The organism is Rhodanobacter sp. FW510-R10 (assembly GCF_058781105.1).
The window spans coordinates 72,522-99,462 of record NZ_JBYSWL010000001.1 but is presented as its reverse complement, the minus strand read 5'-3'; the positions used below and the strand labels follow the sequence as shown (position 1 = coordinate 99,462).

Annotated in this window: 11 protein-coding genes; 5 read left to right on the top strand and 6 right to left on the bottom strand. The window is 67.3% G+C overall.

The window, feature by feature from the left end; translation table 11 throughout:
• Positions 1–41: 41 nt before the first annotated feature.
• The 4 genes from AC3WJB_RS00335 (at position 42) to AC3WJB_RS00320 (ending at position 7,847) form a co-directional block, all read left to right on the top strand.
• Positions 42–2,651, top strand: a complete 2,610-nt coding sequence (locus AC3WJB_RS00335) for a bifunctional aspartate kinase/diaminopimelate decarboxylase (protein WP_492677563.1) — start codon at positions 42–44, stop codon at positions 2,649–2,651.
• Positions 2,652–2,655: 4 nt separating this feature from the next.
• A complete protein-coding gene (murL, locus tag AC3WJB_RS00330) occupies positions 2,656–4,032 on the top strand; it encodes a UDP-N-acetyl-alpha-D-muramoyl-L-alanyl-L-glutamate epimerase (RefSeq protein ID WP_492677561.1) in 1,377 nt (458 codons plus the stop codon).
• A gap of 900 nt (positions 4,033–4,932) precedes the next feature.
• Positions 4,933–6,291: a UDP-N-acetylmuramoyl-L-alanine--D-glutamate ligase gene (gene murD, locus AC3WJB_RS00325; protein WP_492677559.1), complete on the top strand. Its 1,359-nt coding sequence runs from the start codon at positions 4,933–4,935 to the stop codon at positions 6,289–6,291.
• A gap of 275 nt (positions 6,292–6,566) precedes the next feature.
• Complete coding sequence (locus AC3WJB_RS00320; protein WP_492677557.1) at positions 6,567–7,847, top strand: MFS transporter; 1,281 nt, start codon at positions 6,567–6,569, stop codon at positions 7,845–7,847.
• A 168-nt stretch (positions 7,848–8,015) separates the two neighbouring features.
• On the opposite strand, the gene AC3WJB_RS00315 is transcribed toward AC3WJB_RS00320, so the two are convergent.
• The 5 genes from AC3WJB_RS00315 to AC3WJB_RS00295 all read right to left on the bottom strand — a co-directional run bounded on the left by AC3WJB_RS00315 (position 8,016) and on the right by AC3WJB_RS00295 (position 23,044).
• Positions 8,016–11,201: a WD40/YVTN/BNR-like repeat-containing protein gene (locus AC3WJB_RS00315; RefSeq protein ID WP_492677555.1), complete on the bottom strand. Its 3,186-nt coding sequence runs from the start codon at positions 11,199–11,201 to the stop codon at positions 8,016–8,018.
• A 103-nt stretch (positions 11,202–11,304) separates the two neighbouring features.
• Positions 11,305–14,169 (bottom strand): TonB-dependent receptor domain-containing protein, encoded by a 2,865-nt coding sequence (locus AC3WJB_RS00310; protein WP_492677553.1) that lies wholly within the window; start codon positions 14,167–14,169, stop codon positions 11,305–11,307.
• 624 nt (positions 14,170–14,793) lie between these two features.
• On the bottom strand, positions 14,794–18,588 hold the full coding sequence (locus AC3WJB_RS00305; protein ID WP_492677551.1) for a translocation/assembly module TamB domain-containing protein: 3,795 nt from the start codon (positions 18,586–18,588) through the stop codon (positions 14,794–14,796).
• Positions 18,589–18,591: 3 nt separating this feature from the next.
• Positions 18,592–20,361 (bottom strand): autotransporter assembly complex protein TamA, encoded by a 1,770-nt coding sequence (locus tag AC3WJB_RS00300; RefSeq protein ID WP_492677549.1) that lies wholly within the window; start codon positions 20,359–20,361, stop codon positions 18,592–18,594.
• 166 nt (positions 20,362–20,527) lie between these two features.
• Complete coding sequence (locus AC3WJB_RS00295; protein WP_492683014.1) at positions 20,528–23,044, bottom strand: glycosyltransferase family 2 protein; 2,517 nt, start codon at positions 23,042–23,044, stop codon at positions 20,528–20,530.
• Positions 23,045–23,469: 425 nt separating this feature from the next.
• Here AC3WJB_RS00295 and AC3WJB_RS00290 point away from each other — a divergent pair, with 425 nt between their 5' ends.
• Positions 23,470–23,676: a hypothetical protein gene (locus tag AC3WJB_RS00290; protein WP_492677547.1), complete on the top strand. Its 207-nt coding sequence runs from the start codon at positions 23,470–23,472 to the stop codon at positions 23,674–23,676.
• Positions 23,677–23,849: 173 nt separating this feature from the next.
• Here the strand turns inward: AC3WJB_RS00290 and AC3WJB_RS00285 are convergent, their stop codons facing one another.
• Positions 23,850–26,936, bottom strand: a complete 3,087-nt coding sequence (locus tag AC3WJB_RS00285; protein WP_492683012.1) for an error-prone DNA polymerase — start codon at positions 26,934–26,936, stop codon at positions 23,850–23,852.
• Positions 26,937–26,941 lie beyond the last annotated feature (5 nt).

The following is a 26,941-nucleotide window of genomic DNA, read 5'->3' as shown; positions in this document are numbered from 1 at the left end:
ATCGCCAGGTGCCCGTCCCGTTCCGTACCTCGTGGGTTCCCGTGACTGCAACCGTTGCCGCATCGCTGGCTGGCGATGCTCCGTGGATCGTGATGAAGTTTGGCGGCACCAGCGTCGCCAACGCGGCGTCCTGGGGCCGCATCCGCAGCTTGATGGAAAGTCGCCGGCGCGAGGGCGGACGCGTGCTGGTGGTGGTCTCTGCCGTGTCGGGCGTGACCGATGCGCTGCGCCAGCTCGGCAAGTGCGTCGAACACGGCGACCGCGAGGCGCTGGCTGCGGCCATTGCGCAGCGGCATCGGGATCTGCTGGCGTCCATGCAACTGGCCGAGCCCATCGGCTTGACCAAGCTGTTGGCGGAGCTCGCCGAACTGGCCGCGGGCGGCTCTCCCGCCGCCGAGGCGCGCGCCTACCAGGCGCGGGTCCAGGCCTTTGGCGAACTCCTCTCCAGCACGCTGGGGGCGGCGTTCCTCGACGCCCATGGCTGGCCCACCCGCTGGCTGGATGCGCGGGACTACCTGTGCGCGACCGCGTTGCCAAACCAGAACCTGCGCACACGCATGCTTTCGGCCACGGTGGCCACCGTGCCCGATCCGGCGCTGGCGGCGCAGCTTGCCGCGCAGGGCGATGCATTCATCACCCAAGGCTTCATCGCGCGCGACGAGGAAGGACGTACCGTCCTGCTTGGTCGCGGCGGCTCGGACACCTCGGCGGCATGCTTTGGCGCCCTGCTGGGCGCGCAGCGCGTGGAAATCTGGACCGACGTCGCCGGCATGTTTACCGCCAACCCGCGCCAGGTGCCGGGTGCGCGCCTGCTGCAGCGGTTGGATTACGAGGAGGCGCAGGAGATCGCTTCGACCGGCGCCAAGGTGCTGCATCCGCACTGCCTGCAGCCGCTGCGCGAGCCGCGCGTGCCGTTGCTGATCAAGGACACCAACCGGCCTGAGCTCGAAGGCACGGTGATCGGGCCCGAGGTGCGTACGCATGCGCCCAGCGTCAAGGCGATCAGCGCGCGCAAGGGCATCACCCTGGTGTCGATGGAGTCGGTGGGCATGTGGCAGCAGGTGGGCTTCCTGGCCGACGTGTTCGCCCATTTCAAGACCCATGGCTTGTCGGTGGACTTGATCGGTTCGGCCGAAACCAACGTCACGGTGTCGCTCGACCCCACCGAGAACCTGCTTGATTCCGATGCGATCGCCGCGCTGGCCACCGACCTCGCCAAAGTCTGCCGGGTCAAGGTGATTGCCCCATGTGCAGCGATCACCCTGGTCGGCCGCGGCATCCGCTCGCTGCTGTATACGCTGTCCGACGTGCTGGCCGAATTTGGCCACCTGCGCGTGCACTTGATTTCGCAGTCCTCGAACAACCTCAACCTCACCTTTGTGGTGGACGAGGGCGTGGTCGATACTTTGCTGCCGCACCTGCACGAGTTGCTGATCACCGCCGGCTCGCTGCGCACCGACGACGACGCGTTGTTTGGACCGAGTTGGCAGGCCTTGTACGGCGCGGGCGACACAGCCGCGACGGTGCCGGCGTGGTGGCAGGAGCGTGAGCGCGAACGGCTGCTGGCCCTGGCCCAGGAGTCGACCCCGCGCTACGTGTACCACCTGCCGACCGTACTCTTGCGGGCCCGGGCGTTGCAGGCGCTGGATGTCGTGGATCGCTGGCACTACGCGGTGAAGGCCAACCCCCATCCCGCGATCCTGCAGGCCTTGGCAGCGGCGGGCTGCGGCTTCGAGTGCGGCTCGCCGGGTGAGTTGCGGGCGGTGGCTGCCGCGGTGCCGGACGCGAGCAGCCTGCTGTACATCCCAAGCTTTGCCGCGCGCGCGGAGCTTGCCTTTGCGCTCGGCACCCGCGCCGTGGTCACGCTCGATGCGCTGCACCCGCTGCAGCACTGGGGCGAACTGTTCCGGGACCGGGAGATCATGCTGCGCCTGGATCTCGGCAGCGGCCTGGGCGATCACGGCAGGATCCGCGGCGGTGATTTCGGCAAGTTCGGCCTGCCGCTGGACCAGTTGCCGGCCTTCCTGCAGTTGGCGCAGCGCCATGGTGCCAGGGTGGCGGGCCTGCATGCCCATGCCGGCTCGGGCGTGCTCGATGCGGCACATTGGGGACGGATTTACGCGCAACTGGCCAGCCTGGCCGAGCATGTCGGCAGCGTCAGCGTGCTCGACGTGGGCGGTGGCCTCGGCGTGCCCGCGCATCCGGGCGAGCGCGAGCTCGATCTCGATGCGCTGGGCCGGGCGCTGCGTGAAGTCAAGGACGCCTATCCCCAATACCAGTTGTGGATGGAACCGGGACGCTACCTGGTCGCCGAGGCCGGCGTGTTGCTGGCGCGGGTCACCCAGCTCAAGATCAAGGGCAACCTGCATTACCTTGGCCTGGATGCGGGCATGGACAGCCTGATCCGCCCGACGTTGGACGGTAGCTGGTACCGCATCGTGAATCTGACCCGCCTGGCCGAGCCGGCGGCCATGCAGTACCAGGTGGTGGGGCCGATCTGCGACGGCGGCGACATCCTCGGCAGCGACCGCCGCCTGCCCGCGGCCCGCGAGGGCGATGTGATGCTGGTGGCCCAGGTTGGCGCGTACGGCAAGGCCATGGCCTCGCGCTACAACCTGCGTGACGCTGCCGACGAGATTGTGATCGAGTAGCGCCGTGCCGGAGAAGACCGTGGTGCAAACCCTGCAGCAGCTCCACCAGACCCGCGCCTTCCGCTTCGTGCGCTGCGCCTATGCCGATGGCGTGGCCGAGCTGGTGTACGCGCTCGACGATGGCCCGGAGCTGGTCGAGCGCGTGCGCTTCCCCCAGGCGCCGCTGCCCGCGCCGGAACGCCAGGCCGCGTTCGCCGCGGCGCTGCGCCTGCTGCACCTGGTCGCCGGCATCAGCTACTACAAGACGGCGGTACCGCCAGTCATCGAAATTGCCGACGGCGGCCTGGACGACGCCACCGCGGACTTGGTCGAGGCGTTGTACGTCCATGGCCTGGCCGAGTTCGCCTATCGCAACGGCCTGGACTTGCGCGGCAAGGTGGTCTTCCCGCGGGCGGCAGCTGCGGTTCGCCCGCCCGCCGCGACCGCGCCGGCCTTGCGCTTGCCGCGGCGCGCCCTGGTGCCCATCGGCGGCGGGAAGGATTCGCTGGTGGTGATCGAGGCGCTCAAGTCCATTGGCGCCGACGCCACCGTGGCCTGGGTCGGCACCTCGCCGCTGATTGCCGCCTGCGCCGAGCGCACCGGCCTGCCCCTGCTCAACATCGGGCGCGAGCTGGCGCCGGAGTTGTTCGAGCTCAACCGGCTGGGAGCCTGGAACGGGCATATCCCGGTGACTGCGGTGAATTCGGCCATCCTGGTGCTGGCCGCCATACTCTACGGCTACGACGCGGTGACGTTTGCCAACGAGCGCTCGGCGTCGGCCGCCACGCTCGAGTATGGTGGCCAGCAGGTCAACCACCAGTGGAGCAAGGGCTACGCGTTCGAGCGCTTGCTCGGCGCCTGGGTGCATGCGCAGGTGGCCGCCGACCTGGATTATTGCTCGCTGTTGCGGCCCTTCTCCGAATTGGCGGTCACCCGCGCGTTTGCCCGGCTGACGCCGTACTTCGATGTCTTCTCCAGTTGCAACCGCAATTTCAAGTTGCTTGGACCCAAGCCGGCCGACCGCTGGTGTGGCTGCTGTCCGAAGTGCCAGTTCGTGTTCCTGGCGCTGGCGCCGTTCCTGCCCAAGCCGCGGCTGCTGTCGATCTTTGGCCGCAACCTGCTGGACGATGAGGCCTCGAGTGCGGGCTTCGATGCCCTGCTCGAATTCCACGAACACAAGCCGTTCGAATGCGTGGGCGAGGCAGCCGAGGCACGCGCCGCAATGGCGGCGTTGAGTCGGCGGCCGGAATGGCAGGAGGATGCGCTGGTCGCGCGTTTCCGCCGGCAGATCCTGCCGCAGCTCGACCCGCAGGCGCTCGGCCTGGAGCCTTGGCTCGCCCCTTCCGCCGAGCACCGCGTACCACCCCACCTGCAAGCAGCCTTGACGGCCATCGCCGGATGATCCGCCTTCCGCCCGCGCCCCGTGGGCGCCCGCGCGCGACCGTAGGGAGTCCCTTGTGGGCCAGCGCTGCTCTCGTTTCGGCTGGCGCCCGGTCTTTCAGATCAAGAGCGTTTCGTGCGCCTCCGGCGCGCGAGTTACTTTTCTCTGCTTGGCCAGAGAAAAGTAACCAAAAGAGAGGCCACCCCGCTTGGCGCTTTCCACCCATCCCTGGGTGGAAAGTGCGTGAGCCGGAGCCGGGCTTTTCGGCGGTACGTCCATGTACCGTCGAAAAGGCATCGGCTTCCTGCCGATGCCCGCTACGCGGCCTGATCGTCTCCGTCTCACCGCCGCACAGGGGCCCCGAACAGCGGGCGCGCTCCTGCGCGCACTCCTCGAAAGACCGGCAAGGCTGCGGCATTCGCTCTTTGCGGCGGCGGAGCCGGCGCGCACCGAGTGCGGGCCAGGATGGGCCGCCTGCTTTTCGGGGTCCCCTGTGCGGCGGTGAGGCTGGGACGACAAGGCCCGCAGGGTGCTCGGCAGGCGAGGGCATGGATGCCCGAGTTGAGGCAACGCACGGAGCGGTTGCCCGAGGCCGAGCATTTCTCGACAGTACAGGGATGTGCTGCCGAGAAACCCGGCCCAGCCTCACGGACTTTCCGGGCAGGATGCCCGGAAAGCGCCAAGCGGGGTGCCCCTCTCTTTGGTTACTTTCTCTCGGGCAAGCGAGAGAAAGTGACTCGCCCTCCGAAGGAGCACGAAACGCTCTTGATCTGAAAGACCGGGCGCCAGCCGGAACGAGAGCCTCGCCCGTCCGCAAGGGACTCCCTACGGTCGCCAGCGCGCTCCCGCAAAAGGGAGCGAGAGCGATGATTGTGGGGGGATGGAAGGTGGGGAAAGCCGAGGCGGGGGCTGGAGGCGTGAGTGCGCATCGCTGAGTTGACCGGGCGGCGGGTGGCGGTGTGGGGCTTCGGCCGGGAGGGCCGCGCCGTGCTCCACGCGCTGCGTGCGCGCCTGCCGGAGCAGAGAATCACTTTGCTGTGCAGTGCCGCCGAGGCCGAGGCGGCCCACGCGTTCGATCCTGCACTCGAACTCCTGATTGGCGAGCCCGACGCTGCGGCGCTAGGTGCGTTCGACGTGGTGGTGAAGTCGCCTGGTATCTCGGCGTACAAGCCGGCGCTCCTGGAAGCACAGGCGCGTGGCACGCAGTTCACCTCCGGTACGGCGCTGTGGTTTGCGGAGAACCCCGACGCGCGTGTCATTGGCGTCACCGGCACCAAGGGCAAGAGCACCACCAGCGCGTTGATTGCCCATCTGGCCCGCGCCCTTGGCGTGCGCACCGCGCTGGCCGGGAACATCGGCTTGCCGCTGTTGCAGCTGCTTGGGCAACAGGCGGAGTTGTGGGTGCTTGAATTGTCCAGTTTCCAGACCGGTGATGCCGGTCCCATGGAGCTGGGGGTCGTGACCAGCCTGTATGAAGAACACCTGGATTGGCACGGCACGCTGGAGCGCTATATCACCGACAAGCTCAAGCTGGCCGCGGCGTCACGGCGCCTGCTGGTGAACGGTGGACAGGACTGGCTGTTGGAGCGCACGGCCGCCCATCGTGCGCGCAACACGTTTGGTCCGGGTTCGGCCTGGCATGTGCAGGGCGGTTTCATCTGTCGCGACGGGCAGCGCGTGTTTGCCCTGGCACAGTTGCCGATGCCGGGTGCGCACAATGCGGGCAACGCCTGTGCGGCGCTGGCGGCGCTGGAGCTGGTTGGCCTCGACGCGCTTGCCGCGGCGTCCGCACTGGCCAGCTTTCGGCCGCTGCCGCATCGCCTGCACCTGTTGGGCGAGCGGGAAGGTCGTACGTGGATCGATGATTCGATCAGCACCACGCCGCTGGCGACGCTCGCGGCCTTGGAGAGCCTGCACGGTCGCGCGGTCACCGTGCTGGTGGGCGGCTACGACCGCGGCCTGGACTGGGCGCCGTTCGTGGCGCGGGTACGCGCCGCGCCGCCAGCCGCCATCGTGTGCATGGGGGCGAACGGCGCGCGCATTGCGGCAGCCTTGCACGCGGCGCAGGTTTCCTCCCCGATGAGCCAGGCGGCGGACCTGGCCGGTGCGGTGAGGGCCGCCAGCGCCGCCACGCCGCCCGGGGGCGTGATCCTGCTTTCGCCTGGCGCACCGAGCTTCGACCAGTTTCGCAACTATGCCGAGCGTGGCCGGACTTTTGCCAGCCTCGCTGGCTTCAATGGCGAGCTCCTGGCAGACATCCCCGGCCTGGGCATCGCGTGAGGGGACCGCCATCGATCGGCTCAGGGGTCCGAGTCGCGCAGCTACCCCAGGCTCAAGCAGGCGTGCTGGTGGCAGCGTATCCTGAGCGCCCGTGATGCGTGGCCGGCCGCAGCCAACTGCCGGTTGGTCGGGGCGCAATGGTGGCGGACGCCCGAGGTGGCCGGCGGCGGGAATCCCCGCAGGCGCGAACGCCACGCCCGCCAGGGCCGCCAAGGTCGCGGCCCTGACGCAGCTCGCGGCTGGCACTCACGAACCTGGCAACTGGCATGGACGACATGGCATCTAAAGCACGACCCGCGATGACCGGGCCCGACCTGGCGCCCACCCTGGACGCCGCGCCGCCGATCGCTGCGCGACGCTCGCCCACGCGCTACGGCGTGCTCGGCGCGGTCAGCTTCGTGCATGTGCTGAACGACATGATGCAGTCGGTGATCGTCGCGATCTACCCGCTGCTCAAGGGTGAGTTCGACCTGACTTTCTTCCAGATTGGCACGATCACCCTGACCTTCCAGCTCACCGCGTCACTGCTGCAACCGGTGGTCGGCGCCGTCACCGACAAGAAGCAATTGCCGTACTCGCTGCCGGTGGGCATGTTCTTCACCCTTGCTGGCCTGCTGGTGATGTCGGTCGCGCCGACCTATCCCATCCTGCTGCTGTCGGTTGGCTTGATCGGATGTGGCTCGTCCGTGTTCCATCCCGAGTCTTCGCGCGTGGCGCGCATGGCCTCGGGGGGCAAGTATGGGCTGGCCCAATCGGTGTTCCAGATTGGCGGCAACGTGGGCCAGGCGCTGGGCCCCTTGCTCGCGGCCGGCATCGTGCTCAAGTTCGGGCGTGGCCACGTGGGTTGGTTTGGCCTGGCGGCGCTGCTTGCGGTCGTCGTCCTCCTGCAGGTCAGCCGCTGGTACAGCCGGCACATCAATGAGCGCGTGCGCAAGCGCCTGCCCACCGACCAGCCCTTGTATCCCAAGCCCGTGGTGCACCGCACGCTTGGCGTGCTGATGGTGTTGATGTTCTCGAAATTCTTTTACCTGGCCAGCATCAGCAGCTATTACGAGTTCTACCTGATCCACCATTTCGGACTGTCGATGACCGCCGCGACGAACCTGTTGTCGGTGTTCCTGGTCGCCGTGGCCGCCGGCACGCTGATCGGGGGACCGATTGGCGACCGCATCGGGCGCCGGCAGGTCATCTGGTTTTCGATCCTGGGCATTGCCCCGTTCACGCTGCTCCTGCCGCACGTGGGCCTGGCCTGGACCGTAGGCCTGACCGTGATCATTGGCGTGGTGCTGGCCTCGGCATTCCCCGCCATCATCGTCTACGCGCAGGACATGATCCCGCATCGCATCGGGATGGTCTCGGGCATGTTCTATGGCCTGTCGTTTGGCCTGGGCGGCATTGGCGCGGCAGTGCTTGGCCTCGTCGCAGACGCCTACAGCATCGAGTTCGTCTACCAGGTCTGCGCGTTCCTGCCCTTGCTCGGCCTGTTTGCCGTATTCCTGCCGGACATCCGGCCGTCCGAACCCATCTACGTGGTGAAGGGCGCTACACGCACCTGATTCGAGCCGCGGAACTGCGTGCAACCCAGGCTGGCCTGGTGCATGACCTCCTCATTCCAGGGCCACGGGATTGCCCAATCCAACGAGCCCACGCCCTGAGCTCCTCCCTTTCCTTCCGCCGCGGCGCGGTTCCGGGGGGCACCGCGGCGGAAGGATCCATGTCGCGCCTCAGGGGATCGCGATGATGCCGATGTTTGCGGCCTGGGCCTGGCTGTTGAACGCCGGGATCTCGGTGGCAACGAAGGCCTGGTACTGGGCCTGCAAGGGCGCCCAGCGCGCGTCCAGTGCCGCCAGCTGGGCCTTCATGCCGGCTGTCACGTTGGGCGCATTCGTGTCCATCTCACCCTTCAGGAAGATGTAGTCGGCGCTCAGCATGTTCACGTAGTTGATGATGTCGTCATTGCTCTCGGCCTTGCGCTGTACGAGCTGCCCGTCCCAGTCCGAGAGCCGCCTGGCCAGGGCCTTGCCCGCGGTGGCGACATCCGCGGCGGCGGATTTCTCCGCCAGGATGGCAACCAGGCCGTCGATCTGCTCGCGCGCCGAAGCCATCCGGTTGACCGCCGCGTGGATTTCGTTGAGGCGTGCCTCGATCGCCGACATGACGACGTGTTGCTCCTGGTATTCGGCGTCGGTCGCCTTGAGGCCCGGATGCGGGAGGACCGTGAAGGCGACGGTCTTCGCCTGCGCCCCCAACTTCAGGGTGGCGTGATAGACGCCCGGTGCGGCTTTGTGTCCGGCATAGCTGCCCTCGATGAAGACCTTGGGTGCGCCAAGCACGGTGGGCCAACGCATGTCCCAGACGAAGCGGTGCATGCCCTTGGTCTTGGGCAGGAGGGGATCGGCCTTCGGGCCACCCGGATAGGTGACGAAGTGGGCGTCCTCGGCCGCGGTGTAGCTGCGCACGAGCTGGTTTGCCGCATCGAAGATCTGCAGCGTCAGGGTATCGCCAGCCTCGAGGTCCTCCGGCAGGCTGTAATAGATCACCACGCCCGTGGGCGCATTGGTGCCGAACGGGTCGTTCTGCTTGACGTTGCCTTCGTCGAGCACGGCGTCGAACGTGCTGCGCCCGGAAACACGTACGGCGTCATCGGGCTTGAAGAGCTGCAGCCCCGTCGCCGCGGCATCGTATTGCCGCAGTACGTCGAGGTCGTCCAGGATCCAGAAGCCGCGGCCCTGCGTCGAGGCCACGAGATCACCCTGGCGGATCATCAGGTCTGTGATCGTGACGATGGGCAGGTTGAGCTGCAGCGCGCTCCAGCCTTGCCCCCCGTCGTAGGAGATGTAGAAGCCCGTTTCCGTGCCGGCGTAGAGCAGGCCGGGGCGCACATCGTCCTCGCGCACGACGCGCGTCGCGGCGCCGTAGGGAATGCCGCTGGAGATATTGGTCCAGGTCTTGCCGTAGTTGGTTGTCTTGTAGATGGCCGGCGTGAAATCGTTGAACTTGTAGCGCGTCGTCGCGATGTATGCCGTCGCGTTGTCGTGCGGCGACACCTCGATGCTGTCGATCAGGGTTTCCTTGAGCCCTGCCGGGGTGACGTTGGTCCAGGTCTTGCCGCCATCACGGGTCAGGTGCACCAGGCCATCGTCGCTGCCGGTCCAGATGACGCCGGGCTCTTTCGGATTGAGCTTGACGTAGGCCAGCGTGCCGTAGTTTTCACCGCCCGCGCCCTCATTGGTGTACGGCACGCCACTCATGCCCAGCGTGGCCGGATTGTTGCGGGTCAGGTCGGGCGAAACCTCCTGCCAGGTGTGGCCCATGTCGGTGGTCTTCAGCAGGTGGTTGGCGCCGTGGTAGAACGCGTTTTCGGCCGCTGACCACACCACGGGCGCGTTCCATTTGTAGCGGTATTTCATGTTCCTGGGCTGCAGCGCCTGATACTGGATCGGCGCGACCATGACCTTGCGGGTCTCGCCCGTATCGTTGTCGATGATCTCCACCGTGCCCTGGTAGCTGCCGCCCATGACATAGCGCGGATGATCCGGATCGAAAGCCAGGAACGCGCTTTCACCGCCAGCCGAGGGGTGCCAGTTGTGCTCGTCGATGCCGGCGCCGTCGATGTTGCGGCTCTGGATCTTGACCGTGCTGTTGTCCTGCTGGCCGCCGTACACGTTGTACGGGAACAGATTGTCGGTGTTGACGCGATAGAACTGCCCGGTCGGCATGCGGTTCTGGGGCGCCCAGGTGGCGCCCTGGTTGACCGTGATCGCCGCACCGCCATCGTTGGCGATGATCATGTTGCGGTTGTCGCCCGGATTGATCCACAGGTCGTGGTAATCACCGTGCGTGCCGGAGAGGTTGCTCCAGGTCTTGCCGCCGTCGATGGACCGCAGGCCTGGGGAGTTGAGCACGTAGACCGTGTTCTCGTTTTGCGGGTCGGCAAACACCTCGATGTAGTACCAGGCGCGTTGCGTCAGCCGGTGGTCCTTGCTGACGCGCGTCCACTTCCCGCCGCCGTTGTCGGACACGAACAGGCCGCCTTGTTCCTTTTGCGTGTCGCTTTCCACCAGGGCGTAGACTTTCTGCGGATTGCTGCGGCTGACCGATACGCCGATCTTGCCCAGCTCCTTTGGCAGTCCGTCCTGGATCGGGTGCCAGGATGCGCCGCTGTCGGTGGACTTGTACAACCCGCTGCCCTTGCCGCCGCTGATCACCTGCCAGGGCAGGCGCCGGTGGTCCCACATGGCGGCATACAGGACGCGTGGATTGCTCATGTCCATGCTGAGGTCCGCGACGCCGGTGTTTTCGTCCACGTACAGCACTTTCTTCCAGGTGGCGCCGCCGTCGGTGGACTTGTAGACGCCGCGCTCGGCCGTCGCGCCGTGCAGCGCGCCCTGCGCGCCGACGTAGACGATGTCCGGATTGTTGGGATCGATGCGGACGTCGGAAATGTGCCGGGTAAGCTCCAGGCCCATATGCTTCCAGGTCTTGCCCGCGTCAGTGGACTTGTAGACGCCATCGCCATACGAGGTGCTCACGCCGCGCACCGCGTGCTCGCCCATGCCCACGTAGACGACGTTTGGGTCGCTCACCGAGACCGCGACCGCGCCGACCGACCCGGTCTTGAAATAGCCGTCCGAGATGTTGCTCCAGTTCACGCCGGCGTCCGTGGTCTTCCAGACGCCGCCGCCGGTCGTGCCCATGTAGTAGGTCAGGGGGTCGCCGACGACGCCAGTCGCCGTGACCGATCGGCCGCCGCGGAACGGGCCGATGCTGCGCCAGACGACCGGGCGGAAGTGGTTGTCCAGGCTGGCGACCTTGCTGGCCGGCGTCGTGGTGCCCGGCCTTTGCTGGGCTTGCGCGTACGAGACCAGGCCCACGCCGAGGCCAAGGAGGAGGATCAGGGATGGTTTCATGGCCGTCTCTCTTGAGGAAGGTTCGCCTGGGTGCAAGCCAACCGACGTGGATGCACCTGTTGCGCCCTGGCGCAGGCCGCGGCCAGGCGCCGAGGTGGTGGGGTCAGAACTTGACCGTGGCGCGGGCCCAGTAATAGCGGCCCAGCATGTCGTACGTGTTCGTGTCGGTGTTGGTCGTGCTCAGCATGTTGTTCTGGTAGGTCAAGGGTGGCGCCTTGTCCGCCAGATTGTCCACGCCGATGTCGAAGCGCGCATTGATCGCGGGTACGGCATAACCCAGCTGGATCGAGTGGTAGAGCACCGAGGCCATGGTGATGTCCACGCCCGGGAGGACGGCGTCGGCATTGGATTCGGTGACGCGATGGATGTAGCGCGTCTGCGTCTGCGCGTTCCAGTTGCCGCGGGACCAGTTCAGGGTGAGCGTGCCGCGCCAGCGCGCGATGTTGCCGAATTGCTGGGTATAGGTACCGGCGTAGTTGATCGAGCGTGCGCCGGGCAGGCCGGGGGTGGCGCTGTTCTTGTAGGTGGAGGTGTAGCTGGAGTTGAGGCCGAGGCGGAAGTTGCCCGGATCGACGTCGCCCAGGTTGAAGTGCGGAATTGCGTAACGCAGGCTGTAATCGATGCCGCTGGTGCTGAGGTTGCCCAGGTTCACCGCCGGCGTGGCGATGTAGAAGATCTGCCCGGGCTGCCGCGTCGTGGTGTCGTAGCGGTGGATGAAGGGGCAATACGGGCTGGAGTTGTTGTTCCAGCACGCATTCAGCACCGTGCTCGACTGGATCGTGGTCAGCGTATCGAACAGGTAGATGTGCCAGAAATCCACGGTCGTGGACAGGCCCGGCAGCCACTCGGGATCGTAGACCAGCCCGACGTCGATCGATTTGCCTTGCTCCGGCTTCAAAGCGGAACCGGCGGCAATCGCGCCAGAGGTACGGGTCGGCAGCTGGAACACGACGTTGCCACCCCAGTTCACCGGCACGTACTGGCAGGCCGCGGCGTGTTGCGCGAGCTCCGCCGCGGTCCGGTGCGCGCAAGGATCGTTCGCGCTCGGGCTGCTGGTGGCCAGGCCGTCGTACAGCATGTTGAGGTTGGGCGCGCGGAACACCTCGGAGATCGTGCCGCGGACCAGCAGGTCGGCGACCGGCTTCCACTCGATCGCCACCTTCTTGTTGGTGGTGACGCCACTCAGCTCGTAGTCCGAGGTGCGCACACCAAGATCCAGGTTCAGCGAGTGCACGAAGGGCTTGTCGGCCAGCAAGGGAATCAGCGTCTCCGCGTACACCTCCTTGACGTCGGAGCTGCCGCGCCCGGGCGACTGGCAACCGCCGACCGCGCAGGTGAGCGTCACCGGGTCCAGGATGGAGCCCGCGCTCACCGTGTAGTTCATGAGCTCCTTGCGGTACAGGATGCCGGCGGACAATTGCATGGTGCCGGCCGGCAGGCTCCACAAGTCGCCGCTGGTCTCGAACTGGGCCTGCTTGGTGGCGCGGGTCAGGACGTACTTCGGCGTCTTCTTGGTCCCATCGAGCAGCTTGCTGACGGCCGGGTCGCCCTGGTTGAAGATGTTGGCGCCGTTGTTGACCGCAGCCTGGATTTCCTTGGCCACGAGGTTCCCGGGTTCGGTCATGGTCCGGTTGGTGTGGCTGTAGTTGAGCGTCGCATCCCAGATCCAACTGCTCTCGCCAAAGTTGCCGCGCAAGCCGGTGTTGACCTGGCCGGTGTCGGTGGTGAATTTGTGCGTGCGCGGGCCGATACCGGTCAGGCGGGTCTGGAAGCGATAGCCGCTGTTGGCGTCGCCGGGGATTGGATTCAAGCTGAAGGTGACACCAAACGGGTTGATCGGGTTGCTGGCCAGGATGCTGAAATTCGCACTGGTCTGCAACGGCACCGAGGCGTCCTGCCCGGCCGATTCGGTGTGGTTGTAGAACGCATCGACGAACGCCGTCACGTTGTCGGTGATGTTGTAGCTGCCGAGCACGAAGCCGTTGGAGCGCTGCTGGGCGGTCTGCAGGTAGCCTTGCGGCTGGTAGTTGAAGTTGTCCGCGGCCCCCTGGTAGCAGCGGTAGTCATCCAGGCTCTGGCCGTCGCCCCGGAAGCGCGTCACGTAGGTGGTGCCGGTCGAGTTGATCTTGCAGCCATAGCGGCTGGCGACGGCTGCGGGAAGCTGGATGCGGCCGTTGGGAATACTGCTCGAGCCCGATTGAACGACCTTGCCGCCGGAGAGGTAGAGCACCGTGTCGGTGTACGGGCGCCGCGAGTTCATCGACGGCAGGTACTTGTTGTAATCGATGCCGCCGACGATGTTGTACCGGTCGCCGGTCTTGCCCACGGTCAGGTTGGCGCCATGGCGCTGCGAGTCGCCATGGCTGGAGATACCGGTGTCCGCGCTGAGCTGGGCGCCGCTGAAATCCTTGCGCAGGATGAAGTTGACGACGCCGCCGATGGCGTCAGAGCCGTAGACCGTGGAGGCACCTTCGGCCAGCACGTCGGTGCGCTCGATCATGTTTTGCGGAATCATGTTGAGGTCGGCGTTCGCCATGCGCTGGCCGTTGACCAGGACCAGCGTGCGTTCGACGCCCAAGCCGCGCAGGGACACGCGCGAGGCGCCATTGCCGGCTTCGTCGTTCGGTCCGGCGGCGCCGCCGCCATTGCTGTTGTTCTGCGGGTTGGTGGCCTTGCCGGAGATGTTGGGCAGGGCCTGCAGCACGTCGCCCAGGGTCGGCTTGCCGCTTGCGGTGATGCTCGCGCGGTCCAGGGTCACCACCGGACTCGCCGTCTCGATGTCGACGCGTCGGATCAGCGAGCCGGTGACCACCACGCCCTGCAGGTTGCGGGCTTCGGCCGGTGCGGCGGGCTGGCTGGACTGAGGCGCATCCTGCGCAGTCGCGTCCTCCGCTGCGAGGGCGACGCCGGTCATGCCCAGCGCCCCGGCCGACAACGCCAGGCGCACCGCCAGGGAAAGACGCTTCATGTCGTGTTTCATGTGCTTGCCCCTATCTGAGGATGGCTTGGAAAGTGTGGAGTGGTTGGCTCTCTGCCCATGCCGCACGACGACTGCCTCGACCGGCGCCTTCGTCAGGCGTGGTGCGTACCGCCATTGCTGTCTTCGCCGCGTCCGCCTCGCCGGCTCGCCGGTCACGGTGCAGGCTCGCTGGTCGCATGATCATCCCCGTCCTTCAAGTGAACGCCCCGGTCGTTCCACTCGTTTGTACACGATGGGTAGGCGTGATGAAAGGTGCGACGCAGCACTTGTGTGTATACATATGGGGAGGATTGCGCGGGGGCACGTACGGCAGTCTGGACGTCTGGAGCAGACTGGCGGAACTGGGCTTGCGCGTTGGTCCATGACCGGACAGTGGGGTGCCAAACCCGCATGTGGAGGCGGTTTGGCCTGTCAGTCCCGGGCCCGCATGCGGCCTGTTCCGCCGCCGCCAGGCAGTCGTGTATTCCGGGGAAAAGTTACGGCGATGGCGCGTCGACAAGTCCCGCGGCGAGGGCGTGCGTCGCACGAAGGTTGCTGCGGCGTATTGCCGCAGGGTGACTGCTGGCCCTTGCCGGCAAGGCGCGAGCGGGGGCCACGCGCGAATGCCGTGGATCACTTCTCGATACGGTAATTGAAGCTGGCGCGGCTGAATTCGGTGGCTTGCTGCGCCTCGAAATTCCAGCGCTGGCTGAGCCGGTAGCGCAGCGAGATCACCTGGCCGGGCTCGAACAAGCCGACGCCGTAACCAAGGTACAGCCGCGGTGAGAGGAACTTGCCGACGGTGAAGGCCGAGTTGCCGCCCAGCGCCTCGTTGCTGGACACACCGATGTCGTCCACGCCGATCCTGGAGCCCACGCTCTTGGCCAACAGGTCGCCGGCAGCCGAGCCGAGCGCCTGCGCGGCGGCGCCGACCATGTTGCCCTCGCCGCCCTTCACCTGCGACAGGGGCTTGCCGGTGACCAGGTAGGACAGCGCATCGGATTGCTCCATCACCGGGTTGGAAAACACCGTGAGGATCGGCCGCTGCGCGGTGCCCGAGACCAGCAGCCCGACTTCCTGGCCCTCGTCGATGGTGGCGTTTGGATTGAGCTTGCGCACCGCGCGGATGTTGAGTCCGGGGTTGTCGATTGGCGTGCTGGCAAACAGCAGTTGCCCGCGCTGGATGTGCAGGTTCTGTCCGTACGCCTTGTACGTGCCATCCACTCCGATCTGTCCCTGGCCGGTGGTATCACGGCCGGGCCGCTCGCTTACCGTCAGCACACCGCTCAGGCGCCCGTCCAGGCCCATGCCGATCAGGTGCGTGCGGCGGCCGAGCTCGACCTTGACCTGCGCGCTGATCGGCAGCTTGCTGGCCGCCTGCTCCTGCTGCTTCTCGTCGACCACCACCACGTCCGGCGACGCCTTGGTGGAGCCCGCACCCGGCAGCTTTTCCAGGTTTACGTCGGCACTGTCCAGCGCCACCGTGCCGCTGACGCCGATGCCTTCGGCGTCCTGGCGGATGACGAGGTCAGGCGAGATCACCACGTTCGCGGCGGGGATGTCGGCCGCAGTGAAGGCGCTCCCCTTGAGCATGATCGCAGTCTGCGCGCTGGCACCGAGCCCGGTTTCGCCTGTGATCGTAAGCGTGCCCTTGCCCGACTGCACGCTGCCGTCGATGCGGAACTGGCCCGCGTCGCGGGTGGTGACCGCCAGCTGACCCTGGTTCAGCTTGAGGCCGGCGGAAGGTACCTCGGCGGCGAAGCCCTCGACCCGGGCCTGGCCGGTGATGGCCGGCTGGTCCAGGGTACCGGCAAAGTGGAAGTTGCCGTCGAGGTCGCCCTTCACGTTCGCCAGCTCGGCGGTCAACAGTTCCAGCGGCGCCAGGCTGTCCAGCTGCAGCGCGAGCTGGCCGCCCAGTTCGCGCTGCGCTCCGCTGACGCTGACCTGGCCGTCTAGACGGCCGTCGTCGTCGAGACCCGCGTGCACGCTGAGCAGTTGCTGCTGCGGTCCCAGCTCGGCGTTCAGGACGAGATCGCGCCAGCCGAGCAGGGGACGGTCGGCGCGGTCGACATAGGTGATCGTGCCGCGGCTGGAGGTGATCGAGGCCGTGCCGCTGAGCACGCCGGCCGCGCTGCGCCGGATCTGGCCGCTGCCTTCGAGGCTGCCGTCGGCGCGCATCGGCAGGTCGGCGTAGCCGCTGGCATTGAGCAGCAGGGCCAGCGGCATGGCTTGCATGCGGTAACTGGCGTCCAGAGTGCCGGCCCGGTCCCGGGTCGCGGCGACGCACAGCAACGGCTCGCCCGCGCTCAGGCACAGCTCGGACAGTGAAAGCGCGCCGCCGTCGTAGGCCAGTTGCGCCGGCCGCTGCAGGCGCCAGCGCGGCAGCCCCTGCGGTTCCAGATCCAGCGTGGACAAGGTGCCATGCCACGCCTGGCCCTGGCGGCTGCCTTCGAGGGCAAGGTCCCCGGACAGCTGGGTGCCGCGCGCTTCAAGCCGCAGACTGTGCCTGGCCTCGGTGCCGTTGGCATCCAGTCGGATGTGCTGGAACGCCAGGCCGCCGGCGTGGAGGCCCGTGGCTGCCAGGTCGAGTTTCCCTCCAAGCTGGCTGATGTCGGGCACGTTCGCGTCCAGTTGCAGGCTGTCGACCGTGTTGGCCTGGTAGGCCAGCGCCCGGCCACGCAGCTCGCCGTCGACGCTGAGCTTCGGCGGCAGGCCACGCACGTTGAAATGGCCGCCCAGATGGCCGCTGGCGCCCGGCAGCCAATCGCCGAGTGAGGCGATCGCCAGCTCGAGGTCGATGTCGTTGCGCGCACCGGGCCGGGCGGTGAGGTGCACCGTGCTGTCGCCGGAGGCGAGATCGAGCTTGCCGTCGAGTACCTGGTTTGGCGCCAGGTGCAACTTGCCGCTGCCGCGCAGCGTGCGATGGCGCAGGCGGCCGCCGAGCTGGCGGATCTCCAGGCTGGCATCGGGTTGGCCCTGGGGCAGCGTGCCGTGGGTGACGATGTCGGCGTCGAGCGCGCCGTTCCAGCCGGCAAACAACTGGCCTGGATCGAGCCGTTGTGCGGTAGCTTCAAGCTGCCAGCCCAGCACCGGCTGCAGGGTCAGCGTGCCCTGCGCCTGCAGGCTGCCCTGTGGCTGCTGCAACGCCAAGGTGTGCAGGGTGAGCTCTTGCGGCGTGCCGTCGAGCTTCAGCGTGAGCTTGGCCAACTTGCCCGGTGGACCGACACGGACGTTGCCATCGGCATGGAATTGCCCGGTGCTGCCCTTGACCTGCACGCTGCCCTGGCTGGCCAGCGCCTGGCCGGCGAGGTCCGGCGGCAGCAGCAGGTCCTGCCAGCGGATCGCCAGGTCGCCGCTGATCGGCTTGGCGTCAAGCTGCAGCGTGCCGCTGGCCTGCACTTGCCCCTCGATTTGCGGCGAGCCCAGCGCCAGCTCGTCCAGGTGCAGCGTGCCGAAGTCGTCGCTGAAGCGCGCGCGCAGGGGTTGCAGCAGCAATTGGTAGTCGTTGAGGTCGAGTGTGCCATGCAGCTTTCCGCCGTGGCGGTCGCCACTGCCTTGCAGGTCGGCGCCCAGCGCCGTCAGCGCGCTGTCGCCGAGCAGCGGCTGGGGGTCGAACTTTGGCGCCAGCAGTTTGGCCGTCCACGGATACGGCGCGCGCTGGGTGAGGTCCAGTTGCAGCTGGGCGACCATGGGCTGCTTGAGCGCCAGCTCGGCGTGGCTCTGCCGGCCGTCGCTGCGGGCGCTGAGCTTGCCGGCATATTCGGTGTCGCCGAGCTTCCAGGCGAAGTCGATGCCGCCGGTGCCCTGGTTGCGTGTGCCGACCACCAGGCGGCCGTCGAGGTTGGCATGGCCGTTCGGCGCGCGCAGCGCGAGCCGTTCCAGCACGACGCCGTCGGCGGTCCAGCTGCCGGCCAGCACGAGGCTGTCGGAGACAAAGAGCGGCTTGCCATCCTGCACGATCTCGAGCTTGCCGACCTGCCCACGGTCGAGCATCACGTCCACCGGCGCGGCCAGCGAAAAGCCCCCGCCGCCGGATGGCGTGTCCGCGCTGGGTGCAGGCAGGGCCAGGTGCACGTCCTCCGCCTGCAGTGCAAGGATGTGCACGCGCCCGGCCAGCAGCGGCCAGGGGCGCAGGTCCAGGTGCAGCTTGCCGACGCGGACGTCCAGTCCCTTGCCGTCGGCGTAGCGCACGCCGGCAAGATCCAGCGGACCGACCAGCTGTCCCCGTGCTTGCTGCACGCTGAGCGCGCCGTCGGTATAGCCGCTGGCGCGCGCCAGGGCAAAGCGCAATCCGGCGCCGGTACCAAGCAGCCACCATGCGCTGCCGCCGAGCAGGACCAGCAGCACCAGCACGCCAGCGCCGACCCAGCGCAACCAGTGGCGACGGGGGCGGGGTGCCTGGGCGGCAGTGTGGTCGGCGGTGTTCATCGCTCAGAAGTCCGGGCCGATCACGATGTGCAATTGCACGCCGTGCTCGTCCTGGTTGCGGATGGGCGTGCCCAGGTCCACGCGGATCATGCCCACGGGCGAGAGCCAGCGCACGCCGAGACCGGCGCCGATCTTTGGCCGGTAGTCGGTGCCGTTGAAGGCATTGCCGGCGTCGACAAAGGCGGCAATGCCCCAATTGCGCGTGAAGTAGTGCTCCACCTCGGTGCTGGCGACCAGCAGGTTGCGGCCACCAATGACGCGGTCGTAGCGGTTGCGCGGGCCGATCGACTGGTAGCTGTAGCCGCGCACCGACCGGTCGCCGCCGGCGAAGAAGCGCAGCTGCGGCGGCAGCGCTGCGAAATCGTTGGTCCAGGTGGTGGCGGCGCTGCCGCGCAGGATCAGGCGGTTGTTGCCGGCGAACGCACGGATCCATTTCGCATCCCCCAGCACCTGGCTGAAGCTGGCATCGGACAACAGCGTGCCGGCGGTCGTGCGCGCGGCGAGTGTCACCGACCAGCCGCGCCGCACGAAGCTGGGGTTGTCGCCCTGTTTGCGCGACAGCGAGGCCTCGGCAAATACCTCCGTGCTGTTGCCGCGCTCGATACCCAGCGTGTTGTCTGCTTCGCCGCCCCGCTTGCCCACGGTGAAGGTGCCCGAGAGCGCATGCACGCCGAGGGTGCGGGTCCAGCCGTGCCAAAGCCGTGCCTCATTGCCGACCAGCGCCAGCGTGCGCGACTGTGAGGTGGCGGTGTTGGCGTCGCGGAAGTTTGCGCCGAAGTTGTAGCTGCGCTGGTTGTCGCCGGGCATCGGAATCGAGTACAGCGAGGACAGCGTCTTCAGCTTCTGTGCCAGCACCAGCTCGTTCTTCCATTTGTGGCCGCGCTGGTTCACCCAGCGCCGCTCCATGCCGGCGCGCACGCCAAAGCCGGTGTCGGTGCCGATGAACGGACCACCCGTGTAGATCGAGCGCTTGGCCGGCGCGAGCTGGACGTCGACGTCGACCGTGCCATCCTTGGCGTGATCCACGTCGGGCAACACGTTGACCACCGAGAAATAGTCCGCACCGGTCAATGCCAGCTGCAATTGCAGGAGCTGGTTCTGGGTGAAATAGTCGCCCGGCTTGAACGGTACGTAGCGGTCGAGGAAACCGTCGCTGAACTGCGAGCCCGCGAAGTGCACCTGGCCGAAGCGGTAGCGCGGACCCACTTTCCAGGCGAGGTGGATCGCCGCGCTGTGGGCCCCCCGCGTCACTTCCACCCGGTGCGTGGTCAGCCGCGCGTCGAGGTAGCCGTACGCGGTGAGCTGGGCGCTCAGGGTATCGCGGGCGTCCTCGTAGGTGCCGTCGTTCAGGGGCTTGCCGCGCATCTGCTCGATGGCGCGGCGTGCATCCCGGATCCCCGGTATCTTTTCCGCATCGCCATCCAGCGCCACGTCCACCGTGGTGACCAGCACCGCCTCGCCTGCCCGCACATGCAGGGTGACGCGCCAATCATCGCCAGTCTGTTGCAGCTCGCCGGTGGTCTGCGCGTCGTAATAACCATAGGGCCGCAAGGCCTCACGCACCTCGTCCGGGGCGCGCTCGTAGAGGCGACGGACCTGCGCCGCGCTCACCGTGCGCGTGCGGTACGCGGACAGGCTCAGGCCGTCGATTGCGGCGGCATGCAACGGGTCGTCGATGCCGTCCACCACGAGCTGCACGTTGGCGTGGGCCAGGCCCGTCAGCAGGAGCAGTAGCACCAGCAGCAGGCTCCGGCGGCGGTGAAGGCGGTGCATGCGCGGCTTCTGGCCCCTGGCAAGGCGTGTCGACAGAGGCCTTACTTTAGCGGCTCCCCCGTCAATGACATATGACGGCGAAAACCGGGGTCGGAGTGCACTTTCGCCCGCGGGGACGTCGGGTTCCGTGAGCTTCAGAGGCGAAAGTGCACTCTCACCGCGGTTTTCAACCCGCCTTGTCGCCGGAGCGGTGGGCGATCCAGGCGACCGCCACGGCGGAGAGGTAGGGCAGTGACTGCGCGGCGAGGATGAACATCCACAGCGTGCCTTCGACGAAGCGCGTGCCGTAGCTCGTGGCCATGCCGACGATGGCGAGGATCAAGGCCACGGCCATCAGCAGTTCCTCGCGCGCCGGGGCAAACGCGGCGAGGCTGGACTGGCCGAGGCGGCGGCTCTTGGCGGTGACCACGAAGGCGGTCTTCTTGCGCGTCAGCCCATGCAGGATGCCGCGTGCGATTGCGTGCGACAGGCTCATGCTGGCGACCGAGGCCATCAGCGTGTCGCGCCAGCCGCAGGGCACGCGCGCGCGATAGAGCACGATGCCGAAGATCATCTTGGCGAAGAAGAAGCCGATCACCGGGATCAGGAACAACTGCATGGGCAGGCTGAAGAGTGCCGGGAATGCGATCATGCCCGCGGTCCAATACAGCGCCATCAGGGTGAAGATCAGCAGCAGCGCATCGGCAAACCAGCTGAACCAGCCGGTGAGGAAGTGGAAGCGCTGGCCGCTGGAGAGCGGTCCCTTCTGCGTCATCCAGTCCCAGCGGCCCTTCAGGATCTGCATGGCGCCGAACGCCCAGCGGTAGCGCTGGCTCTTGTAGGCCTTGAAGTCGGCAGGGGTGAGGCCCTTGCCCATCAGCTCGTCGACGTAGACGAGCTCGTAGCCGGCGTGCATCAGGCGCAGGCCAAGCTCGGCGTCCTCGCAGATCGTCCACTCCGACCAGCCGCCGGTGCCCTCCAGCGCGCTGCGCCGGACCATGGTCATGGTGCCGTGCTGGATGATCGCGTTGCGCTCATTGCGATGGTGCATGCCGATGCGGAAGAAGCCGTCGTACTCCCAGGCGGTCATGCGCCGGAACGGGTTGTTCTCGAATTCGCGGTGGGCCTGCGGGCACTGCACCACGGCCACCTTGGGGTCGTGGAAATAGCCGGTGAGGCTGGCGAGCCAGTCCTTGCGCACGACGTAGTCGGCGTCGATCACCGCCACCACGTCGGCGCTGGGCTCGGTTTCCTTCAGGCCGAAGTTCAAGGCGCCGGCCTTGTAGCCCGGCCAGGGTTCCAGGTGGAAGAAGCGGAAGCGCTTGCCCAGCTTTTCGCAATGTGCCTGCACGGGCTTCCAGATGTTCGGATCCTTCGTGTTGTTGTCGATCACCAGCACTTCGTAGTTCGCGTAGTCCAGCGCGGCCAGCGAGTCGAGCGTGACGATGACCATTTCCGGCGGCTCGTTGTAGCAGGCCAGGTGAATCGACACGAATGGCTGGTGTTCCGGCGGGTCGGGCTTGAGCATGCCGGCGTCGCGTATCCAGCGGCGCCGCCACAGCACTTCGGTGAACTCGAAACCGTTGATCAGCAGGATCGCGATGATCGCGATGGTCGCCGGGAACAGCAGCGTGAGCATGGTCCAGTCGATCCAGCTCAGGTAGAACGCGAACGGCAGCGTGGCAGCCCACACGACCAGCGCGCAGGCCAGCTGGATCAGCACGGCGAAGAACACCCGGCCCATCAGCTTGAAGCGCGCGAAGCGGCGCGCGAACAGGATCATCGGCAGCAGTGCCAGCAGGCTTGCCGCCAGTGCCTTCCACGGCCAGGCCGTGTCCTCGGTGACCGGGCCGGTGAACGGGAACTTCAATTGCCGGTCGGCGTTCCACATGCCCCAATAGGCGCCAGTGCGGCCCTCGCCGAGGTTCTCCTTCCACGGCTGGTCGAACGCCTCCATCACGTAATAGTCGATGTGGCTGCCCTTGGCGACGTTGAACCACTGGCGCAGGAAGATCGCCTCGTTGGATACCGACGGCGTGGCGAAGTGGAAGCGGTCGCCGTTGGACGGCCAGCCAATCTCGCCGACCACGATCAGCTTGTGCGGATACAGTTGCTGCAGGTGGTGATAGCGGGCCAACGCATCGCTGATGGCGTCCTTGCGCGCAATGCCGTTCCAGTACGGGAACAGGTGCACGGTGATGAAGTCCACGTGTTGCACCAGCTCGGGGTACTTCTCCCAGATGTGCCAGGGCTCGGCCGTGGATACCGGCTGGTGCAGGGCCGCGCGCACGCGGTCGAGGTAGGTCATGAGCTTCTGCGGCGTGATGTCCTCACGCAGCAGCACCTCGTTGCCGACGATGGCCCGGTTGATCGTGCCCGGGTAACGGCGCGCCTGGGCAATCAGGGCTGCGATCTCGTCCTCGTTGTTGTCGAGCCTGCGGTCGATCCAGGCCCCGGCCATGACCTTGAGGCCGTAGCGCTCGGCAAGCCGCGGTACCTGCGGGTTCTCCAGCATCGAGTAGGTGCGGATGCGCGGTGAGTAGCGGCTGATCAGGCGCAGGTCGGAATCGATCTGCGCATCGCTGGGAAAGTCACCGGTGAGCGGGTTCTGGTAGCGCCGGAACGGCGAGAACGCAAAGCCGCTGATCGGGCCATGCCAGTCCGCCGGGCCGTGTGGCAGATTGCTCCACCACCACAGGCCCATGTTGAGCGCGGCAATGAGCAGCGCCAGCACGAGCGCGCTGAACAGCGCGTAGCGGCTGGTAGAGGGGGTGGCGCTGACGCTCAACGAGTTTCCCGGACAAAAAAGCCTGCGCAACAGGCGGTACAGCCCCGCGAGCTTACCCAAAGCATGGCATCGGGCTCAATGAATTCCGCCAGCGGCGGTCAGCGCAAGGTCAGCGGACCTGGCGTGCAAATGGGCGACGCGTTGCCGGCAGTCATCCATTGCTCACGCCGCGCGGCGTACGCTACACGCAAGTCGACAATGGTGCCTATGAGACCCGCTCATGCCGGGATGCCTGCACTGGCCTGGGCAGCCTGAATGTACAGGCCTTCTGACCGCGCTTCAGTCCGATCCAGGCAAACTCGAACTCGAACCCAAGCCGTCGGGCACGGGTGGAGGGGGACATGAATGATGTCGACATCATCCAGGCGGCCTATGCCGACGTGCTGGCCCGGCTGTTCTCCGTCTACTTCGATGCACTGGTGATGGCGGCGGGTGATCCGGCCATGCAGGCAAAGGCAGCGAACGCGTTTCAATCCGGCCTGATACTCGCGCGCAAGGCGCGTGATGCGGCTGCTGCCGCAGTCACCCGTCCGGGCGCATCCGGCTGAGCCGTCACTCATCGTGGCGTCGCGAGGCGCCAGTGCGTTGCCGCAAGTCTGGCCAGGACGGCGTGGTCGCGATCCTGCGAGAGGCCGGCTGCGATGACCGGAACCCGCGCGGCGCGGCGGACGGGGGTCGGCAGTCCATCGTTGCCAGGCGCGCCGTGGTAGGCGGCTGGCCCTCAGTGGAAATCCCGTGAGCGCGTATCCAGCGTGCCGAGGAGCAGGCTGAGATCCTGCAGTCGCCGCGCGATCAGGTGGCTGACGCCATCCACGCTTTCCCACTGCCCTTCCACGACCAGCAGGCGCGCCTGCAGCAGGGCGCGGCGCTGCGTCTCGGCCACATGTCGCCACACGATGACGTTGATCGGCCCGTGCTCGTCTTCCAGGGTCACGAAGATGGTGCCGTTGGCCGTCTGTGGTTGTTGCCGCGAGATCACCAGGCCGGCCGCCCGCACGCGGCTCTTGGACGGCTGCCGGCGCAGCACCTGGCCGTCGAGGCAATGGGCCGCCCGCAGGCGCGTCCGCAGCTGCCGCAGCGGATGCGGGCCGAGGCTCAGGCCGAGGTGCGCGTAGTCGGCCTGGGTGTCTTCGGCCTGGGTGGGCAGCGGCAGGTTCACCGCCGGCTCGGCCGGGTTGACCAGGCCGGGTAGCGGCAATTGCGTCTCGACGCCAGCCACCGCCCAGCGGGTGCGGTGGCGATGGCCACTCAGGCCGCGCAGCGCCCCGGCGTCGGCCAGGGCATCGCGCTGCCGGCGCTCGAGGTCGGCCCGCGTGCACAGGTCGGCAAGATCGACGAACGGACGCTGTTGGCGCGCCGCGACCAGGCGTTGCGCCGTAGCCTGGGGACAGCCGGACACCATGCGCAATCCCAGCCGCAGCGCACGTGACCCGGTGTCGTGCGGGTCGGGTTCCAGCGTGCAATCCCAGTCGCTGTAGCGCACGTCCACCGGCCGCACGGTGACGCGGTGGCGCCGTATGTCCTGCACGATCTGGCTTGGCGCATAGAAACCCATCGGCTGCGCATTGAGCAGGGCGCAGGCAAACGCCGCCGGATAGTGGCACTTCAGCCAGGACGAGGCATACGCCAGGTTGGCAAAACTGGCCGCGTGCGACTCGGGAAAGCCGTAGGAGCCGAAGCCCTTGATCTGGTCGAAGAGGTGCGTGGCGAAGTCCAGGGTGTAGCCATTGTCCAGCATGCCCTGCACCAGCTTGTCGCGATGCGCTTCCAGGCCGCCATGGCGCTTCCAGGCCGCCATCGAGCGGCGCAGCTTGTCGGCCTCGGCGGCGGTGAAGCCGGCCGCCTCCATGGCCAGTTGCATCACCTGTTCCTGGAACAGCGGCACGCCCAGCGTGCGGCCCAGCACGGCCTCGAATGCCGGCGACGGATACTCGATGGCCTCTTCGCCGTTGCGTCGCCGCAGGTAGGGATGGACCATGTCGCCCTGGATGGGGCCGGGTCGCACGATCGCCACCTGGATCACCAGGTCGTAGAAATTCGCCGGCCGGTGCCGCGGCAGCATGGCCATCTGCGCGCGGCTCTCGATCTGGAACACGCCGACGGTGTCGGCGGCCTGGATCATGCGGTAGGTGGGTGCGTCGTCCCGATGGAGCGTCGCGATGCCGGCGATCGTTTCGGTCACGCCGTATGCGTCGCGCAGCAAGGTGAAGCATTTGCGCAGGCAGGTCAGCATGCCCAGCGCCAGGCAGTCGACCTTCAGCATGCGCATGTAGTGCAGGTCGTCCTTTTCCCACTGGATGACGGTGCGCCCAGGCATCGCCGCGTTCTCCACCGGCACCATGTCGCCCAGCGCGGTGTTGGAAATCACGAAACCGCCGACGTGCTGCGACAGGTGGCGCGGCATGCCGCGCAGCTCGCCGGTGAGCCTGAGCACGCGGCGGATGACCGGGCTGGCCGGGTCGAAGCCATGCTCGCGCAGGCGTTGCTCCAATCCGGCCTCGCCCCAGCCACGCGCGAAGACATGGCTCAACTGGTCGACCTGGTCCGGTGGCAGGCCCATGGCGCCGGCCACGTCGCGGACCGCGCTGCGGCTGCGGTAGCAGATCACCGTGGCCGCGAGTGCGGCGCGCTCGCGCCCGTACTTGGCGTAGATGTACTGGATGACTTCCTCGCGCCGCTCGTGTTCGAAATCGACGTCGATGTCGGGCGGCTCGTCGCGATCCTCGCTGATGAAACGCGCGACCAGCAGGTGGTTGACCTCCGGGTCCACCTCGGTCACGCCCAGCGCATAGCACACCGCCGAGTTCGCAGCCGAACCACGGCCCTGGCAAAGGATGCCCTGGCTGCGCGCGTAGCGGACGATGTCCCAGACGGTCAGGAAGAACGCTTCGTATTTTTTTGCCGCGACCAGCGCCAGCTCGGCCTCGATGAGCTGGCGCACCCTTGCGCTGGCGCCTTGCGGCCAGCGCCAGCGGATGCCCTCCTCGGCCAGTTGGCGCAGCCAGCTGGTGGGCGTGTGGCCTTGCGGCACCAGTTCGGCCGGATAGTCGTAGCGCAGTTCGCCCAGGTTGAACGTGCAGCGTTTGGCGATGCGCACGCTTTCGCGCAGCGAGGCCGCGGGATAGATCCCGGTCAGGACCTCGCGCCGGCGCAGGTGGCGCTCGCCGTTGCGGAAGAGCAGGGTGCCGGCTTCGGCAACCGGCACGTGGTGGCCGATCGCGGTGAGCGTGTGCTGCAAGGCCAGGCGACGGCGCACGTGCATGTGCACGTCGCCGCTGGCCACCAGCGGCAGGTCCAGCGCCTGGCCGAGCGCCTGCAGCTCGCGCAGGCGCGAGGCGTCGTCAGGTCCGCGGTGCAGTTCCACTGCCAGCCACGCACGCGCGCCAAAGGTCGCCCGCAGCCACCGGCCGTGGGCGGCGTCCAGGTTCGCTGGCGGCGTCCACAAGGCCAGCGTGCCCGGTAGCCCGTCCTGGAAGTCTGCGCGGGTGAGCCGGTAGCTGCCCTTGGCCGAGGCCCGGCGTCCACGCGTGATCAGGCGGCAGAGTGCGGCATAGCCCTGCCGGTTTTCGCAAAGCAGCACCAGCTTCGGGCCGTCCTCGAGCTGGAACTCTGCGCCGACGAGCAGTTGCAGGCCGGTTTCGTTGGCGGCCTGCCAGGCGCGCACGATGCCGGCCAGCGAGCATTCGTCGGTGATGGCCAGCGCGCGGTAGCCGCAGGCCTTGGCGCGCTCAAACAATTCCCTCGCGCTGGAGGCGCCGCGGCCGAAGGAAAAGTCGGACAGGCAGTGCAGCTCGGCGTAGTCACTCATGGCAA

Excerpts from the sequence above, each read along its gene's own strand:
- AC3WJB_RS00315 (WP_492677555.1), bottom strand. The coding sequence starts at position 11,201 with ATGAAACCATCCCTGATCCTCCTCCTTGGCCTCGGCGTGGGCCTGGTC.
- AC3WJB_RS00320 (WP_492677557.1), top strand. The coding sequence starts at position 6,567 with ATGGCATCTAAAGCACGACCCGCGATGACCGGGCCCGACCTGGCGCCC.
- AC3WJB_RS00310 (WP_492677553.1), bottom strand. The coding sequence starts at position 14,169 with ATGAAGCGTCTTTCCCTGGCGGTGCGCCTGGCGTTGTCGGCCGGGGCG.
- AC3WJB_RS00300 (WP_492677549.1), bottom strand. The coding sequence starts at position 20,361 with ATGCACCGCCTTCACCGCCGCCGGAGCCTGCTGCTGGTGCTACTGCTC.
- AC3WJB_RS00305 (WP_492677551.1), bottom strand. The coding sequence starts at position 18,588 with ATGAACACCGCCGACCACACTGCCGCCCAGGCACCCCGCCCCCGTCGC.
- AC3WJB_RS00295 (WP_492683014.1), bottom strand. The coding sequence starts at position 23,044 with ATGGGCCTGTGGTGGTGGAGCAATCTGCCACACGGCCCGGCGGACTGG.
- AC3WJB_RS00285 (WP_492683012.1), bottom strand. The coding sequence starts at position 26,936 with ATGAGTGACTACGCCGAGCTGCACTGCCTGTCCGACTTTTCCTTCGGC.
- AC3WJB_RS00290 (WP_492677547.1), top strand. The coding sequence starts at position 23,470 with ATGAATGATGTCGACATCATCCAGGCGGCCTATGCCGACGTGCTGGCC.